Annotated in this window: 22 protein-coding genes; 13 read left to right on the plus strand and 9 right to left on the minus strand. The window is 47.0% G+C overall.

All coding sequences use genetic code 11. The annotated features are described in order from the left end of the window. The first annotated feature begins 40 nt into the window (after positions 1-40). The 5 genes from J0A67_RS16475 (at position 41) to J0A67_RS16495 (ending at position 5,105) form a co-directional block, all read left to right on the plus strand. Positions 41-973: a glycosyltransferase family 2 protein gene (locus tag J0A67_RS16475; protein WP_206570489.1), complete on the plus strand. Its 933-nt coding sequence runs from the start codon at positions 41-43 to the stop codon at positions 971-973. Beyond that, positions 966-1,745 (plus strand): 2OG-Fe(II) oxygenase, encoded by a 780-nt coding sequence (locus J0A67_RS16480; RefSeq protein WP_206570490.1) that lies wholly within the window; start codon positions 966-968, stop codon positions 1,743-1,745. The genes J0A67_RS16475 and J0A67_RS16480 overlap by 8 nt, the downstream gene beginning before the upstream one ends. A gap of 175 nt (positions 1,746-1,920) precedes the next feature. Next, on the plus strand, positions 1,921-3,330 hold the full coding sequence (locus tag J0A67_RS16485) for an O-antigen ligase family protein (RefSeq protein WP_206570491.1): 1,410 nt from the start codon (positions 1,921-1,923) through the stop codon (positions 3,328-3,330). Then, on the plus strand, positions 3,317-4,192 hold the full coding sequence (locus J0A67_RS16490; protein WP_206570492.1) for a class I SAM-dependent methyltransferase: 876 nt from the start codon (positions 3,317-3,319) through the stop codon (positions 4,190-4,192). The genes J0A67_RS16485 and J0A67_RS16490 overlap by 14 nt, the downstream gene beginning before the upstream one ends. A gap of 103 nt (positions 4,193-4,295) precedes the next feature. Then, entirely contained in the window at positions 4,296-5,105 is an 810-nt protein-coding gene (locus J0A67_RS16495) for a class I SAM-dependent methyltransferase (RefSeq protein ID WP_206570493.1), read from the plus strand. Between the two features lie 106 nt (positions 5,106-5,211). Here the strand turns inward: J0A67_RS16495 and J0A67_RS16500 are convergent, their stop codons facing one another. Continuing rightward, on the minus strand, positions 5,212-5,697 hold the full coding sequence (locus tag J0A67_RS16500; RefSeq protein WP_206570494.1) for a hypothetical protein: 486 nt from the start codon (positions 5,695-5,697) through the stop codon (positions 5,212-5,214). Positions 5,698-5,994: 297 nt separating this feature from the next. Here J0A67_RS16500 and J0A67_RS16505 point away from each other — a divergent pair, with 297 nt between their 5' ends. From J0A67_RS16505 to J0A67_RS16525, 5 genes are all read left to right on the plus strand, one after another. Further along, a complete protein-coding gene (locus J0A67_RS16505) occupies positions 5,995-7,128 on the plus strand; it encodes a glycosyltransferase family 4 protein (protein WP_206570495.1) in 1,134 nt (377 codons plus the stop codon). An 83-nt stretch (positions 7,129-7,211) separates the two neighbouring features. After that, the gene (locus J0A67_RS16510) at positions 7,212-8,021 is read left to right on the plus strand and encodes a class I SAM-dependent methyltransferase (RefSeq protein ID WP_241265236.1); all 810 of its coding nucleotides are present in this window, start codon (positions 7,212-7,214) and stop codon (positions 8,019-8,021) included. Next, positions 8,014-9,162 (plus strand): glycosyltransferase family 4 protein, encoded by a 1,149-nt coding sequence (locus J0A67_RS16515; protein ID WP_206570497.1) that lies wholly within the window; start codon positions 8,014-8,016, stop codon positions 9,160-9,162. Before J0A67_RS16510 ends, J0A67_RS16515 begins: the two co-directional genes overlap by 8 nt. Further along, positions 9,149-10,324 carry a DUF1972 domain-containing protein gene (locus J0A67_RS16520; RefSeq protein ID WP_206570498.1) on the plus strand — a complete coding sequence of 392 codons (1,176 nt, stop codon included), beginning with the start codon at positions 9,149-9,151 and terminating at the stop codon, positions 10,322-10,324. Before J0A67_RS16515 ends, J0A67_RS16520 begins: the two co-directional genes overlap by 14 nt. A gap of 75 nt (positions 10,325-10,399) precedes the next feature. After that, positions 10,400-10,813 carry an OsmC family protein gene (locus tag J0A67_RS16525; protein ID WP_206570499.1) on the plus strand — a complete coding sequence of 138 codons (414 nt, stop codon included), beginning with the start codon at positions 10,400-10,402 and terminating at the stop codon, positions 10,811-10,813. A gap of 51 nt (positions 10,814-10,864) precedes the next feature. On the opposite strand, the gene rlmF is transcribed toward J0A67_RS16525, so the two are convergent. The 3 genes from rlmF to J0A67_RS16540 form a co-directional block, all read right to left on the minus strand. After that, positions 10,865-11,809, minus strand: a complete 945-nt coding sequence (rlmF, locus tag J0A67_RS16530) for a 23S rRNA (adenine(1618)-N(6))-methyltransferase RlmF (protein WP_206570500.1) — start codon at positions 11,807-11,809, stop codon at positions 10,865-10,867. A 15-nt stretch (positions 11,810-11,824) separates the two neighbouring features. Continuing rightward, positions 11,825-12,556, minus strand: a complete 732-nt coding sequence (locus J0A67_RS16535) for an SIMPL domain-containing protein (RefSeq protein ID WP_206570501.1) — start codon at positions 12,554-12,556, stop codon at positions 11,825-11,827. A 108-nt stretch (positions 12,557-12,664) separates the two neighbouring features. Further along, positions 12,665-14,158, minus strand: coding sequence for a M14 family zinc carboxypeptidase (locus tag J0A67_RS16540; protein ID WP_241265237.1), 1,494 nt, complete (start codon positions 14,156-14,158; stop codon positions 12,665-12,667). 74 nt (positions 14,159-14,232) lie between these two features. On the opposite strand from J0A67_RS16540, the gene J0A67_RS16545 reads away from it, so the two are divergent. After that, the gene (locus J0A67_RS16545; RefSeq protein ID WP_206570502.1) at positions 14,233-15,246 is read left to right on the plus strand and encodes a dipeptide epimerase; all 1,014 of its coding nucleotides are present in this window, start codon (positions 14,233-14,235) and stop codon (positions 15,244-15,246) included. An 80-nt stretch (positions 15,247-15,326) separates the two neighbouring features. Here the strand turns inward: J0A67_RS16545 and J0A67_RS16550 are convergent, their stop codons facing one another. Both J0A67_RS16550 and J0A67_RS16555 read right to left on the minus strand, forming a co-directional pair. Next, entirely contained in the window at positions 15,327-16,022 is a 696-nt protein-coding gene (locus J0A67_RS16550) for a response regulator transcription factor (protein ID WP_206570503.1), read from the minus strand. Further along, complete coding sequence (locus J0A67_RS16555) at positions 16,019-17,722, minus strand: sensor histidine kinase (protein WP_206570504.1); 1,704 nt, start codon at positions 17,720-17,722, stop codon at positions 16,019-16,021. Before J0A67_RS16555 ends, J0A67_RS16550 begins: the two co-directional genes overlap by 4 nt. Before the next feature lie 220 nt (positions 17,723-17,942). Here J0A67_RS16555 and lysA point away from each other — a divergent pair, with 220 nt between their 5' ends. Together lysA and J0A67_RS16565 are read left to right on the plus strand one after the other, a co-directional pair. Further along, complete coding sequence (gene lysA / locus J0A67_RS16560; RefSeq protein WP_206570505.1) at positions 17,943-19,166, plus strand: diaminopimelate decarboxylase; 1,224 nt, start codon at positions 17,943-17,945, stop codon at positions 19,164-19,166. Positions 19,167-19,383: 217 nt separating this feature from the next. Continuing rightward, a complete protein-coding gene (locus tag J0A67_RS16565) occupies positions 19,384-20,424 on the plus strand; it encodes a PorP/SprF family type IX secretion system membrane protein (RefSeq protein ID WP_206570506.1) in 1,041 nt (346 codons plus the stop codon). A 102-nt stretch (positions 20,425-20,526) separates the two neighbouring features. Here J0A67_RS16565 and J0A67_RS16570 read toward each other — a convergent pair whose 3' ends face one another. From J0A67_RS16570 to J0A67_RS16580, 3 genes are all read right to left on the minus strand, one after another. Beyond that, positions 20,527-21,483 (minus strand): mechanosensitive ion channel family protein, encoded by a 957-nt coding sequence (locus J0A67_RS16570; RefSeq protein WP_206570507.1) that lies wholly within the window; start codon positions 21,481-21,483, stop codon positions 20,527-20,529. Between the two features lie 93 nt (positions 21,484-21,576). After that, on the minus strand, positions 21,577-22,062 hold the full coding sequence (locus tag J0A67_RS16575; protein ID WP_206570508.1) for a hypothetical protein: 486 nt from the start codon (positions 22,060-22,062) through the stop codon (positions 21,577-21,579). An 89-nt stretch (positions 22,063-22,151) separates the two neighbouring features. Continuing rightward, complete coding sequence (locus J0A67_RS16580; RefSeq protein ID WP_206570509.1) at positions 22,152-23,261, minus strand: TolB family protein; 1,110 nt, start codon at positions 23,259-23,261, stop codon at positions 22,152-22,154. Between the last annotated feature and the right edge of the window lie 63 nt (positions 23,262-23,324).

The raw sequence follows: 23,324 nt of genomic DNA on the forward strand, positions 1-23,324 counted from the left end.
GAATGTTTAACAGGCTCCTGATTTTGGATTTTTGTCCTCCATGACTTCCTCTTCTTTTCCCTCCGTCGCCGTAATCTTGATCAATTGGAATAATTACGAGGATTCGAAGAAATGCCTGATTTCGCTCCAAAAATGCACCTACGATAATTTTCTTCCGATTGTAGTCGACAACTTTTCCCAAGACGGTTCGACCCAAAAGCTGGCAAGTGAGTTTCAGGATTTTGCCCATTTCATTTTTAACCAAGAGAACCTCGGATTTAGCGGTGGAAACAATGTCGGGTTTCGATATGCGCTGGAACATGGATTCGACTATGCCATGGAGCTTAACAACGACACGGAGGTGGAGCCTGATTTTCTTGAGAAGCTTGTCTTTTCCATCCACGACAAGAAGGATTTCGCGGCAGCCCAACCCTTGATTTACTATAATCAGCAAAGAAGGCATATCATTTGGAATGCCGGAGGGAAACTCATCCCCCAGTTGGGACTCTCACTTACCAAAATGGAAGGAAAGACCAAGCCGGAATCCCTGCATGGGCAAGAAACAGACTGGATCACAGGCTGCGCATTCTTCATCAAAACAAGCGTCTTAAAAGAAACTGGTCTGCTTAAGGAATTTTTCTTTTTTGGTTCATTCGAGGATGTGGATCTGTCGACAAGGATCAGAAATGCGGGCTACAAACTATGGTTTGAGCCCTCCTCGGTCATCTACCATTCCGTGGGAAACTCGTCCAGCTCGAAGGTTAAAGGAAAAGAGGGATTTCTAAACCCCCGCGTTCACTATCTTGCGCAGCGAAACCAAATGATCTATATCAAACAGCATACAAGTCCAATATTCATCCCATTGGCGGTTTTGGTTCAACTTGGAAAAATGGGAGCCTACACCGGATACTTTCTGGCCCGATGGAGGCCAAACAAGTTGAAACTTGCTTGGCGGGGATTTTGGGACGGCTTACTAAAAACCTACCATGATTAATTTAGATTTTCTTGAAAAAGAGGCGGCCACTTTTCAATCCGCCAAACCGTTTCCCCACCTGATCATCGATGATTTTGTTGACGAGTCGATTGCTGTAACGCTGTCTTCAGAGTTTCCCAATATTGACGACGCAGGTCTCTTCAGCTATTCCAACCCCCTTGAGAAAAAATCCGCGCTGAACGACTGGAACCGGTTTCCCTCCACTACCTACAAATTTTTGGAGTATCTATGCTCTGAATCGGTGGTAGCTAGGCTGAGCCAAATCCTGGGAATCAAGCTTTACCCCGATTTTGGCCTGCACGGAGGGGGATGGCACATGCATCCGGATGGGGGAAAGCTCAATCCACACCTAGACTACAGCATCCACCCCAAGCTGGGGCTTCAGCGTAGGATCAATTTGATCATCTATCTTTCCCAAGATTGGCAACCTGACTTTGGAGGGCATTTTGGCTTGTGGAGCAACGATCCGAAGACCAGTTCGCCTTTGCGTCTGGAAAGCGAGGTCGAGATTAAATTTAATCGGGCGGTGATCTTCGACACGACCTTTATGTCCTGGCATGGCTTGAGCAGACAAGTGAGTACCGATGGGAAGAATATCCGAAAGTCACTTGCCGTGTACTACCTATGTGATCCTCCTTCAGACGTAGCCAGCCGTGAGCGTGCCCTCTACGCGCCGACTGAAGATCAGAAAAACAACCCTGAAATCGAGGATTTTATCCGAAAACGCGCGGATAGCCAACTCTACAAGGATCACTATGTAAGCAAAAAGTAAGCTCCCAATTGGGGGAAAAATAAGCTAGTCCAATGTTCCAAGCCTCTCTCTGTCGTATCACATCGCCTAAAGGCATTTGCCGCTCGACAGCGACAGCGCTGCTTTACTCCCCAAGGTTCCTAACCCCTTGGAAAGTCGAAATGTCATCTGCGCTAAACCCCCAAACGCTGCCCGGATGGCCCTAATAATATTCCTCATACTGGCGGTGATCGTAGGGATGGGTTTTCTCTGGATACTGAAGGAGATGATCTTCAAGGGGAAATGGGCATGGTTTGTGTTTTTTCTGGCAGCTTATCTTCCTTTCTATATCACCAGCTTAAGCATTACCTTCCTGGCAACCCGCTCGCCTGAAGTAGTCGCTTTGTTTCAAGCGCTCAAGGAAGTCGTCGTACTCGTCGCGCTCTTGGTTTTTATCTTCTACCAAAAGAACATTTTTCAGTATCCCTTTCGTCTCCAGTCAACAGACTGGCTGATGCTTGCGCTGTTGAGCCTGGCTTTTCTATATCTATTACTGCCGCTTGGCGAGGCCTCTTTTATCAACAAGGCGCTGTACTACAAAAGTATGCTGATCCCCGGATTCGTCTATTTTTTGGGAAGAAACACACGCTTTGCAGACTTCGAGATCGGATGGCTCTTTCGCATCATCTTCGTGGTTGCGATCGGGGCATTTGCGCTCAATTGCATTGAGCACTTCGTTTTGGATGCCCACCTGCAGCAGTTCAGCGGCTATGCACTGTACAACCAGGCGATCAACGACATTGAGCCCACAGGAAATTTTGGGCTGACTTGGACTTTTGAGACCCAGGCTGTGACGAAGCGACTCGCCAGCTTCTTTTCTGATCCTTTGGAATTGGCGAGCTCGGTTTTGATGGGCTTCACAGCTGCACTGATCTGGTTTTTGACCTCAAAGAAAGAATACAGTTGGCCCTATCTGCTGGTAATGCTGTGTTCATTGGGCAGCTTGGTGTTTTCCTCCTCCCGGGCTGCTTTCGGAGCCTTTTTTATTATGCTTTTCTTTGTGGCCTTGGTTTTCAAACTTTACAAGCTGATCGGCTTGGGCTTTTTAGCGCTCTTCGTTTTCGTGGCGTACATACTCTTTTTCGCCTCTGAGGATTTCTATTACTTCGTCTTGGACACATTGACCTTTGAGAGCGACTCCAGTGTGGGACATGTGGTCGAGTGGCTGTTGGCATTGGACTCCATGTTTGCCAGTCCCTTGGGTATAGGCTTGGCGATGAGCGGAAATTTTGGAAGTGTGACCGATGAGCTGCGGGTCGGGGGCGAAAACCAATTCCTGATCTATGGAGTCCAGCTGGGCTGGTTGGGGATGATGCTGTTTATTTTCCTGCTCGCTTCCGGGGTAAAAAACTCCATAAACGTATTCCGAAACACAGACAATCTGGGAATAGCCCGAATCGCATTTACGGGAGCAGTAGTCAAAGTGGGATTGCTTTTACCTCTTTTCACGGCAAACGTAGAGATTTATACCTACGTCTCCTGGATATCCTGGTGGATGATCGGAACCAGTGTCAACGAATATTCCCATCTAAAAAAATCCAAAACAGCCTTACATGATCCTTCATAAAATTTGCCCGATCTGCCAGTCCGACAGTCTAAGAGGCTACGCGATCGACACCTACAGAAAGGGTCCCCATATCTCGAGGGTACAATGCAACGCGTGCAAACTCGTCTTTGCCAATCCAATGGCAGATGAGAAAGAGCTCGTGCAATATTACACGCAGTACTATGAAAAAGACCGCTATGAGGCGATGGATTACAAGTCCTTGATCGAAGCACATTTTGCCAGAATCAAAAACCTCACACCGGAAGCTATCAAAGGTGAAGCGAGATATCTTCGTGGGCTACAGTCTGGATCCAGATTTTTGGATGTGGGTTGCGGCTTGGGATTAGGTTTGGCCTATGCCAATCAGCTTGGATGTGATTTGTATGCTACCGAATTCGACCAAGGAGCACTCGATTTTGTCTCGGATCATTTTAGTGTCAAGACCTTCAGGGGAGATCTTTGGTCAGCTTCCTTTCCAAATGATTCCTTTGACTTTATCCACATTTCCCATGTAATTGAGCATGTGCTGGACCCACGGGCCTATGTGCGGGAAATGAAGCGAATCCTGAAACCGGGGGGAAAGGTTGCCATCGGGACACCGGATATTTCGAGTAGTCTCTACAGACTCCATCGCTGGACGAAGCTGTTGAGATTAGAAGTGCCTGATGTAATCGATGGGCTGGAACACACCTTCATCTTTCCCAAATCGGTGTTGAGAGCACTTTGTGAATCTGAAGGTTTGAAGCCCATCGACCACTTCACCCATTCCCTGGGAGAAAAAATCGGCAATTTGATCCGCTATAAGATGCCACTTAGTAAAAAAGTCAATCGCCTGATTCAGAATTTCTTTCAGGTTAATCAGTGGATAATTTGCCAAAAATAGGCCTTGAGTGGGTTATGGTCACAAACCGAGAGTTTTGAATACCAAGCTCAAGACTTGATTTGATTTATTGGAGATTCGGATCTCTTACCTAAAAAATTTAACGATGGATAATATTGAACTTTTGGAGTTGGAGATTGCCAACACAGTGGGTGCAGTTGCCAATGAGCAGGTGTACTTTGATTTTCACCGGAAACGGTACAGAAGGTTTGATCAATTTTTGGAAAAAACCATCCCTGATTCCAAGGCCGAATTGAAGGTCTTAAATATAGGCAGCCATTACCTGCACACTTCAATCCTGCTTGCCCAAAGAGGCTACCAAGTGGATGCCATGGATGTGGCTGAGTTTTGGGATATGGATTTTGTTCAGGCCCGAGGCAGGAAGTTTGGACTGAATCCTATTGTGAACAACGATATCTCCAGGATGGAGGCTTTTGTTAATGTCGTAGACCACTATGACTTGGTCGTGTTTACCGAGATCATGGAGCATATCACCTTCAATCCGATTCTGTTCTGGAAAAGAATCTATCAGATCTTGAAGCCTAGCGGAATGATCTACATCTCCACACCCAACGCTTTTGCACTACCCAACTATATCCGCAATCTCAAGAACACCCTGCTGATGAAGTCAATCGGCATCACGGTGGATGATATCCTGTCCAAAGTGACCTATGGACACCACTGGAAGGAATACTCCCCAAGGGAGATCAAGACCTATTTTCAAAGACTCTCACCCGACTTTGAGGTACAGATTCATCCCTATCATTACGTGACCCACGAGCTGAAGCCACCATACTTTGTGTTCAAGCTTCTTTCGAGGATAGGCAACACGACCAAGATTTTTGCCGACGATTTGGAAGTTATTGTTTCTCTCAAGCAGAAAGCCTATTGGAGTATCAAGGAGCCGGAATATTGAGAGAAATAATGTTAGGGCAAATTTGGAACATAATAGAAACTTAAAGTTAAAAAATTGGGGTTAAACCGACTGGAGTATTCATTTATTCGATCTCCGCTATTTCGTGCTATATCCTCTTATAAGAAAGGTCTGGTTGATATATGTCGCTATATTGAAAGCCAGGGATGAAAAACTCATTGCCATCATTTCGCAATTCGTAGTGAATCTCATAGGATGAGCGTACAGCATTGTTCTTTTGCAGTTCTTCTTTATTAGTGATGGGTTCGGCGGTGATGGAATAGGGCGCATGGTAGAATTCATTGCTTTCTACGATTATCGTGGATATTGTTGCGCGGAATTTGGCTTTCTCGAATGATTCCCACCGGATAAAATTCCCTGATTCAGAGTTTCTGATAAATCGCTCTATCTCCAAATCCCCACTTTTTGAAAAACTGTAGACTGTTACATATTCTTCATTTGCAACTTGACGTTCAGCTGAAGAACTTTCAAATTGTCCGATCAGTGGCTGATAGATTGGATCCTGCTCCTTTTCGCAAGATGAAAATGATAACAGAAGAAATAAAAACAATGAGACCACGTTTGGATTTTTCATGATTTTGAGATCAATATTGGTTGGAAAAGAAACAGTCAGTTTTATGACGTAAATTTAGATTGGTTTGCTACAACTGCCAAAAAAAACTCTGGCGCTAACATGGTGAATTTTGTTGGAAGTCATCGTTCGCCTGAAACAGAAATCTCAGTGGAGCAGCGCTAGAGTATTGATGATGCTGTACGGTTATTCAGAAGTACACAGCCAATATCTTGTACTACGAAACCTATAATTTGACGATGGAGAAGACTGGCAAAGTCTTTGGGTGAATCTGATTATCTTTGCCCAAAATTCATCGGTTTGAAAGTTCTTCTCGATCTCCAATACCTCAACGTCGCATCTACCGGAATCAAAACCTACATGCTGGAGCTAGCCCATGCAGCCAGAGCCTATCCGCATCCGGAGATTGAATGGATTTTTACCCACGAGACTGAAGAAAGACTTGCAGACCAGACCTATAGAGGTACACAAAGCAAGATTCAAAAGCTGAACTTCCACTTGGATTATTTCCGGTGGAAGGAATTTCAACTTCCCGATTTGGTCAAGAAATACCAGGCTGATGTGCTCCTCTGTCCGGACTTCGTCTCCCCGGCGGCATCCTTGCCGTGCAGGAGACTGACGGTCATCCATGATGCTTTTTTTTGGCAAATGCCCCAAAACTACCCAAGGTGGTGGAGGAAGTATTTTCTCAGTCTAATCAGAAAAGGACTCAAAGAAAATACCGAGATCATCACGACGACTGAATATTCGAAAAACTCCCTCCTCGAACATCTTGGATCCTCGCTGCCGATTTCGGTCGTCTATCAGGCACCGAAATTTTTGAATGGGGTTACTCCATCCTCCTCCTTGCTTGCTGCCCATAATCTTGTCAAAGGAGGTTATTTTCTCCATATCGGCACCTTTGACAAACGGAAAAACCTACCCTTGCTGGTTCGAGCCTACGCCGACTTTTTATCCAAGAGCCAATCCAGTAAAAAGCTTGTCCTAGCGGGCGGACCAGGACAGAGCAAGGTGATGAATGACTTGCCCCATGTCGAAAAATTAGTCGAGAGCTTGGGACTCCAGGAAAAGGTAATCCTGCCAGGATATCTGGATGATACGGAAATACGAGCACTGTACGAGGAAGCCTTTGCTTATGTTTTTCCTTCTGAAAATGAGGGCTTTGGGATTCCCGTACTCGAAGCGATGGGCTTTGGGGTGCCAGTGATCCATTCCGATCAGCCTGCCTTGATGGAGGTGGCGGGAGCAGCAGGCTTGCCCTTCTCTACCGGATCGGAGTCAAACTTGACAGAAAAAATGATACTTTTGGAACGTGAAACAGACCTGAGATCCAGCTTGGTTCATGCCGGGATGGCCAGGTCCAAAGATTTTTCCGCACAAAAATTCATAACAGCTTTTCAAGAGATTATTCTTCGTTCGCCACTAGCCAGATGAGGCAAATTACCTGTCCTGTATGCAATACCCCGCCCGAAAATAGACCGGAATCCCAATCCGTCTGTAAGTGTGTATGCTGTGGGTTGTATTGGACCTATTTGCCGGAAGAAGTGGACGCAGAGGCCCTTTACTCGGACGAAGTCTATGCGGTGGTGGACAATAGAAAGAGTCTTTTTGAACGGATAATTTTTTCTGAGGCAAGAAAAGTTCTCAGAAGGGCGAGAGAAATATTTCCGACTGCGGAAAATGTGTTGGATTTTGGTTCGGGCAAGGGACAATTCTTGGCTGTAGCCAAAGAAAATGCTTGGAACGGGTTGGGAATTGAAACTGCTGCTGAGAGAAGTGGTTTTGCCCGGTCAAAATATCAGGTTGAAGTGTTGACTGAATTCTACCGGGGTGGGGTCATCCAAAATGGGAACTTTGACTTGATTACACTCAATCATGTCCTGGAGCACTTGCCGCATCCCATGGTATTAATGTTCGAGCTGCTTGGGAACAATTTGGCCTCCAATGGAGTGGCTTACATAGAAGTGCCGAGAGCTGACTCCTGGCAAGCCCGAATCTCTGGAAAAAATTGGATGCATTGGGATATTCCAAAACATTTGACCCATTGGACAGAGTCAGGCTTAGAGAGGGAGTTTTCCAAGATTGGCTTTCATAAAGTAGCCGCGCGCGGGCTGTCGGTCCATTTGGGGATTTTGGGAATGGTACAGGCCTTGCTTTCCATATTGGGGTACCAAAAGAACATCATCCTACAACTGAAGCGGGGAAAATCTATTGGCCTTTTGTTGTTGATTGGGCTTGTCTTGCCCTTTGCCTCAACTATTGAGCTGCTTTCTATCGTATTTGACAAGTCCGGAATAGTAGGAGTTTATCTGAAGAAAAATGGCTAAACCGCGGAATATACTGGTACTCCAAAGCTCCTCAGACCTCTATGGTACTGGGAAAATCATCCTGCAAGTGCTCCGCCTATACCAGCGCGAGGGCATCAATGCCGTGGTGTTGCTTACCGGGCCAGGGCCGCTAGAGCCCATTTTGAGAGCCGAAGGTTTTACGGTATACATTCAGAATTTGGGGATTCTAAGAAGAAAATATGTGAGCCCTGCCGGACTGGTCAACCGCTTTGGTAAAAACTTCCAAGCTTTCCGATTTCTGACCGAGCTGCATAATAAATATGAGTTTGAGCTGGTGTACTCGAACACGCTGGCGGTAATAGTAGGAGCCTATTGGGCCAAAAAAAACAAGGTGCCCCATCAGTGGCATATCCATGAGATTTTTCCGGGTCCGAGACCTCTGGTGAAGTTCGTGTGTAGTTTGATGGACAAGACCACGCCGAGTCCGATAGCGGTCTCACGTGCCGTGGCAAATCATTGGCAGCCCCTGCTCAAGAAATCCCGAATCGAAGTCATCCACAACGGCATCCCCTACGATGAGTTTTTGGAGGCACTTCCCAATGCGAAAGCTAAGGTAGGCCTACCGCAAGAGCAGCTGATCGTAGGAATGGTCGGCCGGGTGAACCCGCATAAGGGACAATCTTTTTTTCTCGAGATGGCGGAGCAGATTGCAAGAAAGTATTCAAACGTCCACTTTATTCTGGTTGGAGATCCATTTTCGGGCTACGAGCCAATTCTGGAAGAACTGAAGCAAAAGATAGTGGACAAAAAACTGGGAGACCGGGTATCTTATCTGGGCTATCGGACGGATGTGCCTGATTTGATGAGGGCTATGGATATCTTCGTACTCCCTTCCACATTCCAAGATCCTTTTCCCACCGTGGTTTTGGAAGCCATGGCCTCTGCGCTGCCCGTAGTAGCGACAGATTCGGGAGGATCGGTGGAAATGGTCGTCGATGGAGAAACAGGATTTTTGATACCCGTCGGAAATGTGGACATTGCGGCCGAAGCGCTGGAAAAATTGATAAAAAACCCTGAATTACGTTCGGAATTCGGAATGGCTGGAAGGAAACGGGTGCTTTCGGAATACAGTCTCGAAGCATTCGAAGAAAAAATGAAATCCATTTATGGCAAAATCTAAAAAGAAGCTGAAAGTAGCCATTATGGGCGCTAAAGGCTACCCCTATGTGTATGGCGGTTATGATACGATGGTACGGGAACTCGGAGAAAGGCTGGTACACAAGGGGGTGCACGTAAGAGTCTATAACCATCGCGCGCTTTTCCCACAAAAACCCCGCTATGTCAACGGAATCGAATGCATCTATACTCCAGCTATCGAGTCCAAGTATTTCACACAGCTTTCCCATTCCTTTTTTTCGATGATCCACGCCTGCCTTTCGGATGTCGATGTGATTTTTGTAGTCAACAGTGCTAACGGACCGTTTGGAATGATATCCAGGTTTTTCCGCAAGCCTACACTGATCAATGTCGATGGTCTGGAGTGGCTAAGGCCCAAATGGAGAGGTTTTGGCTCCAAGTACTTCTTTTGGGCTTCCCGCATGGCCACCAAATATTACGATCGAATCATCAATGACTCTTTCGAGATGGAGCGGGTGTATAAGGAGCTGTTTAACGCCAAGTCTCGAGTTATTGCCTATGGGGCTAACCCACTGGAGATTACCGATCCCTCTTACATCGAAAAATGGGGAATTAGTTCGCAGGAGTATTTTCTTATTGTCGGCAGACTAATTCCGGACAACAATGCAGACATTATAATCCGGGGATTTCTCCAATCCGATACCAAAAGGAAGTTGGTCATCGTGGGCGATGTTCCCTTCATGGACGACTATGCGTCGCTTCTCAAAAACATTGAAGACGAACGACTTCTTTTCTTGGGCTATGTAACCGACAGCAATGAGTTGGCGGCTTGGTACTCCCATTGTTACGCCTATTTCCACGGCCATGAATACGGAGGTACCAATCCCGCAATGCTCAAAGCCCTGGGCTATGGATGCGCGATCTTGGCGCTGGATACACCTTTCAACCAGGAAATGCTTCAGGAAGGTAAGCATGGCTGGTACTTCAATAAGGACGAAAAATCGATCAAGGATATCGTCGAGGCAGCGGAAAGTAGCCCCAAGAGAATGGAATATTTCCGCTCAATTGCTCGAACAGGCCTGGTAAAACGATACAACTGGGACTATGTTACCGAGCAATATCTGGAAGTATTCCAAGACTTGGCTGGGTTCAAAATAGAAATTCCCTCACCAGAACCCGTCAAGGTTGAAAAAATGATTCCTTGAGATTCCTTTGTTTAGAATTTGTATTTTGAGTCAAAATTAGACTGATATCTTTTCATCTTTAAACTCTTTAACCACATGATCAGAAAAGCAACCGCCGTATGGAATGGAAGCGGCAAAGAAGGCAAGGGCCATCTCACCACGGCCAGTACGGTTCTCAACAAAACCCAATATTCCTTCAATACCAGATTTGAAGACGGAGTTGGCACAAATCCAGAGGAATTAGTGGCGGCGGCTCACGCGGGCTGCTTTGCGATGAAGCTCAGCTTCAACCTTTCCGGAGCGAATTTTCCTCCAAAGGAACTTGAAGTGACTTCCAACATTACCTTCGAGGAAGGAACATTGAAGAAGTCCCATCTGGTGCTGAAGGCCTCTGTTGAGGGCATTTCCGAAGAAAAGTTTGCCGAACTGGTGAAGGATGCCGAAGAAAACTGTCCCATCTCCAAAGCACTGAATATGGAGATCAGCACAGAATACACGCTCAACGGTTGATTCCTACAATCGGTCGACAGGATAAAAGAGCAGGCACTAAGCCTGCTTTTTTCATTTCCACCGGAAGTTTCTCCAGCTTTCCTGCTGTTTGGGATTGAGAAAAGTCCAAGCCACAAAGCGGCTCTGTTTATTGCCTTGGGCCATCGGTATGGTTTTTTGCTCGCTTGCTCCGATTTTCTTGAGCAGGTTTTCTATAGACTTGAGATTAGCTGATTTTGACACCAGTGTGGTAAACCAAAATACCTGATTTTTGAACCTGCCGCTTTCCGAGATCATCTTTCGGATGAATTCCAGCTCACCACCGGCTGTCCAAAGCTCTGCCGCTTGACCTCCAAAGTTCAACTTGGCTTCGTGGACCTCTTTTCCAGTGAGGTTTTGCACTTTTCTTCTGCTGCCGGCTTGGGCTGCCTCTTGTGACTCATGAAAGGGCGGATTGCAAAGTGTCAGGTCAAAAAACTCATCTTGTCGAATGATTCCTTCATAGATTTTGTCCGGGCTGGCTTGGCTTCTCAAGTCGATTTTTTTCAACCGGGGATTTTTCCCCAAAATCAATCTGCCTGAATCCACGGCCTTTGGATTGAGCTCAGAACCGACAAAAGTCCATCCGTAGCTCAGATGGCCCAAAATCGGATAGATCAAATTGGCTCCCGTGCCGATATCCAAAATTTGGATTTTGTGTCCCTCGGGATTCTTCCCATGATTTGAGGCGGCTAGCAGATCCGCCAAATGATGAATATAGTCCGCCCGGCCGGGGATAGGTGGGCAAAGGAAGCCATCCGGAATATCCCAAAAGTCAATCCCATAGTGGTGTTTTAACAGCGCTTGGTTTAGGGCTTTTACGGCATTGGGATTGGAAAAATCCAGACTGAGATTTCCAAATTCGTTCTGGACTACAAATGGCCCGAGTGTTGGAAAACTGGCGGAAAGTGCCTCCAAATCATATCCGCCTTGGTGAAGATTGCGGGGATGGAGTCGGGGTTTTTCCTCTTTTTTCATCCTCAAATCTATAAATCAATCCACTTCAAACACCAGCTTCATCGTGATGGAGGCAGTTTTGTTCTTCGCTGAGGTATTGAAGGTGCCTCCCCAAGAGTAGTCTTCACCTGAGTTTTGACCCGTGATTTGGAAAATACCCATGTTGGCAGTGATCAGGTCACCAAGTTTGGCCTTCGAGTTTTCGGCGATACGTTCTGCTCTCACTCGCCCATCTTCAGTTGCCTTGGCGATCATCTCGAGTTTGAGGGATTCCAGCTGTGTATAGTAGTAACGGGGAGGCTGTGAGTAGAAGGTGATCCCCTGATTGAGTAGCTCGGTTATTTCCCGGCTGATTTTCTCGACTTTTTCCACTTCCTTGGATTCGATGACCAGGGTCTGGCTGAGTTGATAGCCTGTGAAGGTTTGCCCCGCGTAGGTGCCGTTAGCCGCGTAATTTTGCTGATAGAGCGGACTCGTTGTCACAGCGTTGAAGACAAGCTGCTCTTCAGGTATCCCTTTCGACTTTAAATATTGGGTCACCGCGGATTTGTCTCTTTCCAGACTGGCGTAGGCTTCTTTCAAATCACCGCTTTCCCTCGAAAAATTGCCCTCCCATACGATGAGGTCCGATGTGAAATTTTGCTCGCCCAAGCCAGTCACGGTGACCGTGCCCTGAGGGCGGTTGCGGTTGATCACCGCATTGCCCAGAACAAAGGCCGCAATGACAATCGCGATAGAGAAGAGGATGGAGGAAAGATTGGCTTTCATTGCGCTAAAAGTTGGGTTTATGGAAGATAGGACTTTTACATTTCGTGATCAAACGCAAAAAACCCACCGTTTTGGCGGGTTCAAAATTGCGTTGGGGATTTTTAACGTCTAGAGTACGCGGTTTTTATATTCTTGGGTTTTCGGGTTTTGCAGATCGATCAGATAGCCGTTGACGACAGCATATTTGAGTTGCCCGTCTTTGGAGAGAAAGAAATTTGGAGCTGAGCCCGTCATCCAGCCCCCGGAGACTTTTTCGGTGCTTTTCAGTACTTGGATGGGTAAGTTGTGAAGTTGCCGCGCGGTACCGTTTTTCACTTTGGCAGCCAAAAAACCGCCACGAAGCAATTCCAGGGCTTTTTCTTGGGAAATACTCTCTACGCTTTCAAAAGCCTCGGGATAAACCTTTCCTAGGGTGAACTCCATGCCCGTGGCATCCAGTGTCTCAAATCCAAAATAAACCTGCATATCGCCCAAATCGTCGATGGAGCCGGATACATAGTAGGATCCGTTAGCCTCGGATTCTCTCCTTCTGATCACCAGATCGATAGGGTATGGCTTTCCATTGACCTTCACCTGCATCTCGTTGATCATCAGATCCACCAGCTGCATGCCATTGTCAGGGATAGCAAAGTACTGCTCGGTGCTGTAGTTTTCGTAGCCCTTGGTGGCGATTTGGTGTAGGGCGTTGAGGATAATCATAAAGTTGATCTTTCTGATCTCCTGCTTTTCCGGATCATTGGGATAGCCACCCGACTCGATGAGGATGGTGCTGGTGCCCCATTTTTGGATATTGTCCCCAAAGGCCCGTGGCTCAAAGGCATCGTCGTACTTCCCAACACCGCCTGGGATCAGCTCTTGCAGCAACTCGTTCATCCCTGCGATAGTCTTCATTGCCCGACCGCGTACTTCGTTGATTTCGGTCTCGTAGTTATATGCGGGGGCCAAAAGCGAGATGGTTGCCTGCTTTGGCGTGTTGACCACGTTATAATAGGTCTGCTGGTCGTGGAGGTTAAAGCCAAACTCCGGCTCGAAGTCATCGCGGGCTTTTTTTAAAATCACCGCCTCCGGAGAAATCTGGGAGATGGCATCCCGATTCAGGTCGATGTCCAGGGAATTTCTACGCTTAAAAGCCTCTGCTCCATCGGGGTTGATCATAGGGATGAATTTGAGGTTCAGTTCCGAATTCAAGAGATTCCTCAACTCGTCGTTTCCATCATTTTTCCCCTCGAGGAAATTGAAAAGGTCAAAAAGTGCCATGGTGGCCGTGCTTTCGTTTCCATGCATTTGCGACCATAGCATTACCTTGATACTTCCATTGCCCCAGTCTAGGGAGGATATACTTCTTGCGTCGACCGACTCCCCGAGTTTTTCGACCTTAAAAGCTGAGGCATGTTTTTGGATCAGCGGCTGCAGGTCGGCGTGTTTGAATCTGCGGTGGGCAATTGCAGGTTCCTTGTATTTTTCATAGACAGACTGCAATTGACTGACCGGAAGTTTAGAGTAGGTTTTTTGGGCAAAACCCAGATTGGCCGTAAGGGCCAACAGAAAGAGAGTTTGGGTCAAAAATTTAAGGGACTTGGCAATGTTCATAGGATAATTCATTCAAACTGTGTTAAAACTAGCCATTCGAGTGAAACTATAGTGTGTATTTTTGTCAATCGCTGAAAAATCGTGCCATGAAATTAAGCTACCAAGTATACGACCTGCCGCTGAAGCATACCTTCACCATCGCCCACCAAAGCCGAGACGTACAGGATACGCTCATTGTCAAGCTGGAGGCTGACGGGTTTTTGGGTTTGGGTGAATCCACGACCAATCCTTTCTACGGCATGACTGTAGAAAATATGAGTGCCTGCCTAGAGGACTTTCGGCCTGTTGTCGAGAAGGGAGCCTGGAAAAGCCCGGAAGAACTTTGGGAGCTGGGCAGGGAGGTTTTCCACAACAATCCCTTTGCGCAGTGTGCATTGGATATGGCAGCATGGGATTGGTTTTCAAAGAAGCAGGGAAAGAAACTATACGAATACCTAAATCTTGATCCGAAGAAAATTCCTACGACCAATTTTACCATCGGCATAGATACAGTCGAGAAGATGGTCTCAAAAATGAAGGAAGTTGACTGGCCGATCTACAAAATCAAACTTGGAACCGAAAATGACCTGGAGATCGTGAGGGCGCTGCGCAAACATACCGATTCCATCTTCCGGATCGACGCCAATTGTGCATGGACCGCTGAGCAGGCTATCAGAAATTCCGAGGAACTGGCCAAACTTGGTGTAGAATTTATGGAGCAGCCTCTGGGCAAAGACGACCTTGAGGGCATGAAAGAAGTCTACGGGCATTCCAAACTACCGGTCATGGCAGATGAAAGCTGCATAGTGGAGAGCGACGTAAAGAAGTGCCACGGGCTTTTCCACGCCATCAACGTCAAGCTGGTCAAGGCAGGGGGAATCACACCTGGGCTCAGAATGATCAAAGAAGCCAAGTCTTTGGGGATGAAGACCATGGTCGGTTGCATGACTGAATCGTCAGTTGGCATCACGGCCATCGCACACATTGCGCCCCTGCTTGACTACGTGGATATGGATGGGGCCATGCTCTTGGCCCGGGATCCTGCCAAAGGGGTGACTATTACTCCCGAGAAAGTAACCTTTCCTGACGGGTCGGGGATCGGGGCGGAATTGGTGGGGTAGATAGCAAAATCCCGAAGCATTTACCTCGGGACTGTCAAGTTTTTTGTCTGGCGTTTGGATGTTTACATCTACTTGCTCAATCACCCTTCTCCCACGATCAGCTTAAAACCCTCCCCGTGTACGGTGATGATCTGCACTTTGGGATCGTCCTTGAGGATTTTGCGGATTTTACTGAGATAGACGTCCATGGAGCGGGCGTTGAAGTAGCTGTCATCACCCCAGATCTGCTTAAGGGCATGGCTGCGGTTGACTAGCTTATTGATTTCAGAAGCGAGCAGGCGAATCAACTCGTTTTCCTTCGAGGTCAGTTTGTGCTTTCCTTCAGGACCTTCGATGAACTGCTCATCGTAGTGAAGTACAAAGTCCCCAAAAGTATAGGTTTTCAGGGCGTTGACTTCATTGGATTTCTGGGTTCTGCGAAGTATGGCCGTGATCCGTAGGAGCAATTCTTCCATGCTGAAAGGCTTGGTGAGATAGTCGTCAGCACCAATCTTCAGCCCCTCGATGATGTCATCCTTTTGGTTTTTCGCTGTTAGGAAAAGAACCGGAAGATCCTCCTGTACTTTTTTGATCTCCCTGGCAAGGGTGAAGCCGTCCTTTTTAGGCATCATAATATCCAACAGGCAGAGATCATACTTGTCCTTTTTGAATTTGTTCCAGCCCTCTTCTCCGTCCCGGCAAAGGGTGGGTTCGTAGCCCTTCATTTCCAAGTATTCTTTCAGGATGTCGCCCAGGTTTGGGTCGTCTTCTACGACTAGTAGTCTTGCCTTGCTCATTGTTTTTTGGGTAGGTTAATGGTAAAGGTACTTCCTTTTCCCAATTCTGATTGTACGTGAATTTCGCCTTTGTGGGCTTCCAGCATGGTTTTCACATAGGATAACCCCAGTCCGAAGCCTTTTACGTCGTGGACATTGCCGGTGGGCACGCGGTAAAATTTGTCGAATATTTTTTTGACTGCATCCTTACTCATCCCTATGCCCTGATCCTTGATAGTCACCACTACCTGATCTGCATCATCCCAGGCCTCCACCCGTATCACCGGATTTTCCCTGGAGTATTTGTTGGCATTGTCCATCAGGTTGTTGAAGATATGGGTGAGGTGGAAAGCGTCGCCTTGGATTTCCGGATTTCTCAATTTGTTGACAAAATCGATTTTGCCGCCGCGTTTTTCGATCTGAAGGCTGATATGGTCCACCGTGCTCTCCAGAAGCTCGGAAAGATTGACGGATTCCAGCTTGAGGTTAAAATCCTTTTTGTCCAAGGCTGCAGCTTGCAAGACCTTTTCTACTTGGGTAACCAGCCTTTTGTTCTCGTCTTTGATGATGCCCAGGTAGCGGGATCGAAACTTGTCCTGGGCGGATAGTTCCGGATCCTGAAGTGCCTCCACCGCCAAGCTGACCGTAGCGAGGGGAGTCTTGAATTCATGGGTCATGTTGTTGATAAAGTCGTTTTTGGTGTCGGACAACGCTTTTTGGCGAATGATGACCTTGATGGCGTAGATGAAGCAAAATACGATCACCAGGATGAACACGATCGAGCTTGATATGGGCAGCCAGACTTGGCGGATCACGTGGCTGTTTTTCTCGGGGAAAAAAACGAAAAGGAAATTATCCTTGCCAAGTATGTCATTTGGAAACAGCTTGGCTTGAACGCCCTGACTTTTAAGCCGAACGGGGTCGGCAACTTTCCCTATCGGCATAATCTCCGATTTGTCGTTGAGTAGCCCAAGCTCAAAATCTTGGGAAATGCCTTTTTCGATCAATTGCTTTTTCAACAACTTTCTCACAAAGCCGGTATCCAACCTATCCAAAATAGCCTGCTGTCCCTCCGCCAGCTCAGCAAAAGCTTGATTCATCAGTTCGATTTTCAAGTTGGTTTTGCGGATCTTGTCTAGGGCGTCGTCAGTGATGTTGATTTCCCCCCTTATTCCGGACGGGCTGGATTGGGCCCTTCTTGGATAGCCTTGGTTTTTGCTCATGTAGTCGAGTTGCCGTTCTTTTTCCTCCAGCAGGATCTGCATTTCGTCGGGGGTAAACATGGTCGAGGCGATCTCCGGAGTCATGTAGGCAAAGAAAGTCTCCAGCTCGGAAAGGACTGAGATATCCACACCCCTAGAAAGCAACATCCTGCGGAATGTAGCGCTGACTTGTGGCACGGAATAAGAAAGCATCGTGTCGACCAAGGATGGACGATTATAGGATGTTACCGCCTCAATACTGAGTTCGATGGGGTCGATTTTTTTAAATACAGTCTCTTGGAGTGCGGAGTCAAGGATAAGCTTGTTCAGTACGATGTCGCTTGCTTCCCCCTTTTCCAGCTCGGCTATCGTACCAGACAGCGCTTGCAGCACGTTTTGGTCAAAGCGCTCTTGGTTGATCCGGATGGCATTGCTGATCCAGTAGGATTGGAAGGCCATCAATCCAAAACTTGCCAGAGACATCAGGACTACGATCAGGGTGATACTTCCTTTGGTCATGTTACAAATTTAGAGTGATTCGGAGGGTGGGCACATTGCTTAACATGTTTTAACTCAGGCCTTCTTAGATCCCGAATGTATTATTCAAACAATCAGCGTATTCTTGTCGTAGAGTTTCTAGTTTTCTTAATTACACTAAATCCAAAAAAAGGGGAGCTTCTTGCTTCCCTTTTTTATTGAATAGGTAACTTGCGCCCTCAAATTCAAAAACCTAGTTGCCGTGCCAAATCCTACGCACATTCAGGGCGTGTCGATCGCCTCTCTTGCCGATCAGTTCGGCACTCCGCTTTACATCTACGATGGCGAAAAAATAGCCGCCCAAGTCAAGACGTTACAGGAGGCTTTTTCCGCGGTGCCCTTGAAAATCAAATATGCCACTAAGGCGCTTTCCAATGTCAATATCCTCAAGCTGATCCGAAACGCCGGGGCAGGCGTAGATGCCGTGTCCATCGAAGAGGTAAAACTTGGCATGATGGCTGGCTACACCGCTCCAGAGATTATGTACACACCAAGCGGAGTAGCTTTTGCTGAAATTCAAGAGGCGGTCGAGCTGGGGATTATGATCAACTTGGACAGCCTTCCTCTGATGGAGCAGTTTGGGCAAACGTATGGCGGCAAAATCCCCGCCTGCATTCGCATCAATCCACATATCATGGCCGGCGGTAACCTAAAAATCTCCACGGGCCACAAGGAGAGCAAGTTTGGCATTTCGATAGAACTATTGCCAAAGATCCTAGAAACGGTGGAAAAGTATCAGCTACAAATCGTGGGGCTCCATATCCATACAGGTTCGGATATCTTGGATGCTGAAGTATTTTTGAGAGGAGGGAATGTACTATTCGAAGCTGCATTCCGGTTTCCTGACCTGAAGTTTCTCGATTTTGGAGGAGGGTTTAAGGTAGCCTATAAGCCCAATGACGTTTCCACCGACGTGATGGAAGTGGGCAAAAAGGTTGGCGAAGCTTTTCAGGCTTTTTGCAAGCAATACGGAAGACAGTTGGAACTCTGGTTGGAGCCGGGCAAATTTCTAGTCAGCGAAGCAGGATATTTGTTGGTTAGGACAAATGTCGTCAAGGAGTCGCCTAGTGTCACATTCGTGGGCGTGGACTCTGGATTGAATCACCTGATCCGACCAATGATGTATGATGCCTACCATAGCCTCTACAATCTGAGTAATCCTGATGGGGAAAAGTCCAAGTACAACGTCGTCGGATATATCTGCGAGACAGACACAATCGCATCCCACAGGGAGCTGAATGAGGTCAAGGCGGGTGATTTGCTGGTGATCAAAAATGCGGGTGCGTATGGCTACAGCATGGCTTCCAACTACAATTCGCGACTAAGGCCAGCAGAGGTGTTGATATGGAACGGAAAAGCTCAGCTGATCCGCAGGCGCGAAGAATTTGAGGATTTGATTCGAAATCAGGAAATAATTGAATTTTAAACCAAAGGCGCCGACATCGGCGCCTTTGGTATAATTATTGAGTTTCATGCTGTTTAAAGTAGCGGAAAGTCGAGCTTTCTCGCTAGACGTGAGGTTGAGACCGAATGATTGCTAGCCCCAATCCTAAGCCCTGGTAGTTTCATCTTCTTATTTATTAAAAATCAACCCGTATATAAAGTATTGATTATAACTTTGTTGCGGGCTTGAGGATTGGTTTATGCCAAATAGAATAGTTGGGATATGGGTATTGTTTTTGGGGCTCTTGAGTAGTGTGCACTTGAGCGCCCAAGACGTGCAATATTCCCAATTTTATGCGGCGCCGCTCTATCTCAACCCTGCGCTCACCGGCGCTACAGAACTCACCCGTATCGGTGTCAACTACCGAAACCAATGGCCAGGTTTGGACCACAGTTTCAATTCTTACTCAGCCTATATCGATCACTATATTTTTGACTACAATAGTGGTATTGGCTTGATATTCAACGGAAATCAGGAGAGTATGGCCAATCTGTCTACCAATGAAATTGGGCTAAGTTATTCCTACCGGCTACGACTGGGCGAAAGTTTTTTTTTCCGAGTGGGCGGGCAAGTCAGCTATATGCAGCGGGATGCCTTCTTTTCTGATTTGGTATTCGGCTCCATGATCGATATTGTCAATGGCAGCGTAGGGAGCATTACCGATGAACTCAACGGGGTACCGCTGGATAGCCGCTATTCCTTTGTGGACTATGCGGTGGGCGGGATGTTTTACAACGACAAGTTCTGGCTAGGGGCATCTGCGCATCACCTGACTGAGCCCAATATTTCTTTTGTGGATGACCAGACAAGTGTATTGCCAATGAAGGTATCCTTGCAAGGCGGCTACAAGATTGATCTTGTTCCCGGTAGGAGGGATTATTTCACCCACAATTACCAAGAAAGATCTGTTTCCTTTGCCTTTAACTTCAAGCAACAGGATCCATTTAGCCAGCTGGATGTGGGTGCACAGCTATTTTTGCAGCCTTTGGTTCTTGGTCTTTGGTACCGCGGACTTCCGACCAAAAACAACCTGCCAAACAATGAAGCGGTGATCGCCTTGGTGGGGATGGCGCTAGACAGCGGTCTGGATATTGGCTATTCCTATGATGTCACCACGTCGAAGCTTGGCCAAAAAAACAGTGGAGGAGCCCATGAGATCTCCATTCGCTACACCTTCCTCTGGGGAGATCCCAACTCTAGAAACCAGCGATCCAGAATTGTTCCCTGCTTTAGGTATTGATAGTAGCGAATTAAACGGAAAAGTCGACATTGATACTCTTTTTAAGGCTTTTTTCAGAACACTTCTTCCTATTCTGCGGGGAAACGGGGAAATAGGAATTCTCTATTCACTAGCGCCTGAAGCCATTTCATCGTCTTTAGTCGAAGCTTGTTCGAATGAAATTCTCATTTTTGGCAGTGTTTGGGGATAGTTTTTCTGAAGGAACTCAACCATCTTTTCCCTTACATGTACCCGGAGGTCCCATGCAGTTGGGGAATTTCGGGCAGATACCAAAATCCGACTTTCAACAGTCCGCTCTTTGGCATCCGTCACTTGGAGAACTTTCACTTTCTTGTCCCAAAGTGGGGTGTTTTCCAAGATGCGGTCCAGCTCGGCACGCATCGCGTCAAAAGGAACGGTATAGTCTGTATAGATAAATACTGACCCGATGATTTCAGCAGAAGTTCGCGTCCAGTTTTGAAAAGGTTTTTCCAAAAAATAGGTAGAAGGCAAGACTAGCCTCCGTTGGTCCCAGATTCTCACTACCACGTAATTCAGGTTGATTTCCTCGATCCATCCCCATTCCCCTTCTACGACCACCGCGTCGTCTAGCCGGAAAGGTTGGGTAAACGCAATTTGGATTCCTGCGATGAGCGTTCCGATTGCTTTTTGTGCCGAAAAGCCGATGATAATTCCCGCAACTCCAGCTGAGGCAAAGAGACCAACACCGACCTGGCGAACGGCTTCAAAAGAAACCAAAATCAAACCCAAGCCGATGAGGATGATCAGGAAGTTGGCAATTTTTGCAAGGATGTTGATCTGCGTATATACTTTCCTTGCTCGGAGATTATTCTCCTCAGTGAGGTCAAAATGCTTCAGAAAGATACGCCTGAGAATTTTGACCGCCTCCAAAAAGCACCATGTAAAACCACAGATAATCAGGATGGTGTTCAGATGAGGCAAATACGAAAAGGGAAATTCCCAATTCTTGGAGCTTTCGCCAAAGTAGATTTTGGAGAATCCCAAAATCAGAGTTACCAGAAACGGGAGGATCAGGCGTCTATATTTTCTTAGTTTCATCGGATTTGGCAGATTCAAAAATCAAAAGCGAGCAAGAGCTGCAAATCAGGTGATTTTGGGCACGGAAAGTAGAAAGTAGGCAATAGAAGCCACTTATTCAAGTTTGGATACAAATTGATCGCAGGGGATCGGCACGAGGTTCACTTCATGTCCATAGTCCAGCGAGTCGATATTTTTGTACGTGACTACTCCGTCTAACTCTTGGATATCGCCATAGCCCTCTTTCCACCCTTCTTCGAAGCGTTTGAAAACCACCTGCCTCGTACTGGTGTCACCCTCCGACAAGAAGGTATATTCTGCGATGAGTAGAGAGTCTCTCAGAGTGCCTTCTATCGTTCCCCAGCTCTTGTCCTTCTCGAAAAACAAATAGGCGAGCTCACCGCTGACGTTCACCTCTTCCGGCTGGATTCTCAGGCGAATCGTATCATTTCCGTTTACATATTGGAAACAGTCCTCTCTGATCTCCGCGGTGGCGACACTGTCTGGGGAAAAATGGGCATCAATTGGGGAATCTTCCTTGGGGCCTTTACAGGCTATAGTAGCCAAAATAGCGCCTATGAGCAAGAATTGTGTTTTCATGGCTAATTATCAGTTGCTTAGGTAGGTAAGGGTACAAAAAAACCGCCAAAGAGGCGGTCTTTACTTTCTTGAATTCGATTGTCATGGGTCTAGTCCCCAATCCACTCTGCTACAAAGAGATTGGTATCGCGGGTTCCACCGTTGTTTCTATTGGAGGCAAAGACGAGATGTTTTCCATCATTGGAAAAGACCGGAAAGGCATCGAAAGTCCCGTCATGTGTGATTCGGGTTAGGCCCGTTCCGTCCAGATTGATCATGAACAGATTGAAGGGAAATCCACGCTCGGTCCGGTGATTGGAAGCGAAGATCAGTTTTTCACCAGATGGATGGAAAAACGGCGCCCAATTGGCTTTACCAAGGCTGGTGATTTTTCGGATATCCGTTCCATCCGCATTGGCTACATAGAGCTCCATATCCGTGGGTTTGACTAGTCCCTCCTTGAGCAAGTCTTTGTATTCCTTGATTTCTTCGTCCGTTTGGGGTCTAGAGGCTCTCCAGACCAACTTCGTGCCGTCAGGAGAGAAAAAAGCACCTCCGTCATATCCCAAATCTGAGGTAATTTGCTTCACGTCACTTCCATCGATGTTCATAGTATACAGCTCCAAATCGCCCGTGCGCATGGAAGTGAAAACGATTTTGTCGCCCTTTGCAGAAACGGTGGCTTCAGCATCGTAGCCTGGTTCGCTGGTCAATTGATTCAGGATATTTCCGTCCAAATCAGCCGTGAAGATGTCAAATGAGTCATAGATCGGCCAAACGTATTTGCCATCCGATCTTCTTTCAGGCACCGGAGGACAAGTCTCGCCTCCTAGGTGAGTGGAAGCGTAGACAAAGGTTTTATCTCCGGGGAGAAAATAAGAGCATGTTGTACGTCCTAGACCTGTGGAGATTTTTTTCGGGACATTCGCCTTTAGGTCATCGTTTTCCCAATTCACGTAAAACATCTGATCGCATTCGTTGCCCCATCTTGCAAAATCGGACTGAAAGACGAGCATAGAGTCGTCAAATGACCAATACGCCTCCGCATTATTCCCGCCGAATGTAATCTGCTTAATGTTTTTGAGGTATTTCATCTCGTCTGGATGAAGGAGTAGGGAGTCGGAAGCGGAGTGTGGCTCGGGCGCCGAAGCTTCGGTGGTTTCACTCTTTGGGTTACAGGCAAAAGCTGCAAGCAGGGCGACAGCAAGCAAAGATCTCATTTGGCTAATTAGAATGGTTATAAATTGCTGAGCGAAGATACCAATTATTATCTTTGAGCCGAA

The sequence above is a fragment of the Algoriphagus aestuariicola genome (assembly GCF_017254835.1).
Classification (GTDB): Bacteria; Bacteroidota; Bacteroidia; order Cytophagales; family Cyclobacteriaceae; genus Algoriphagus; species Algoriphagus aestuariicola.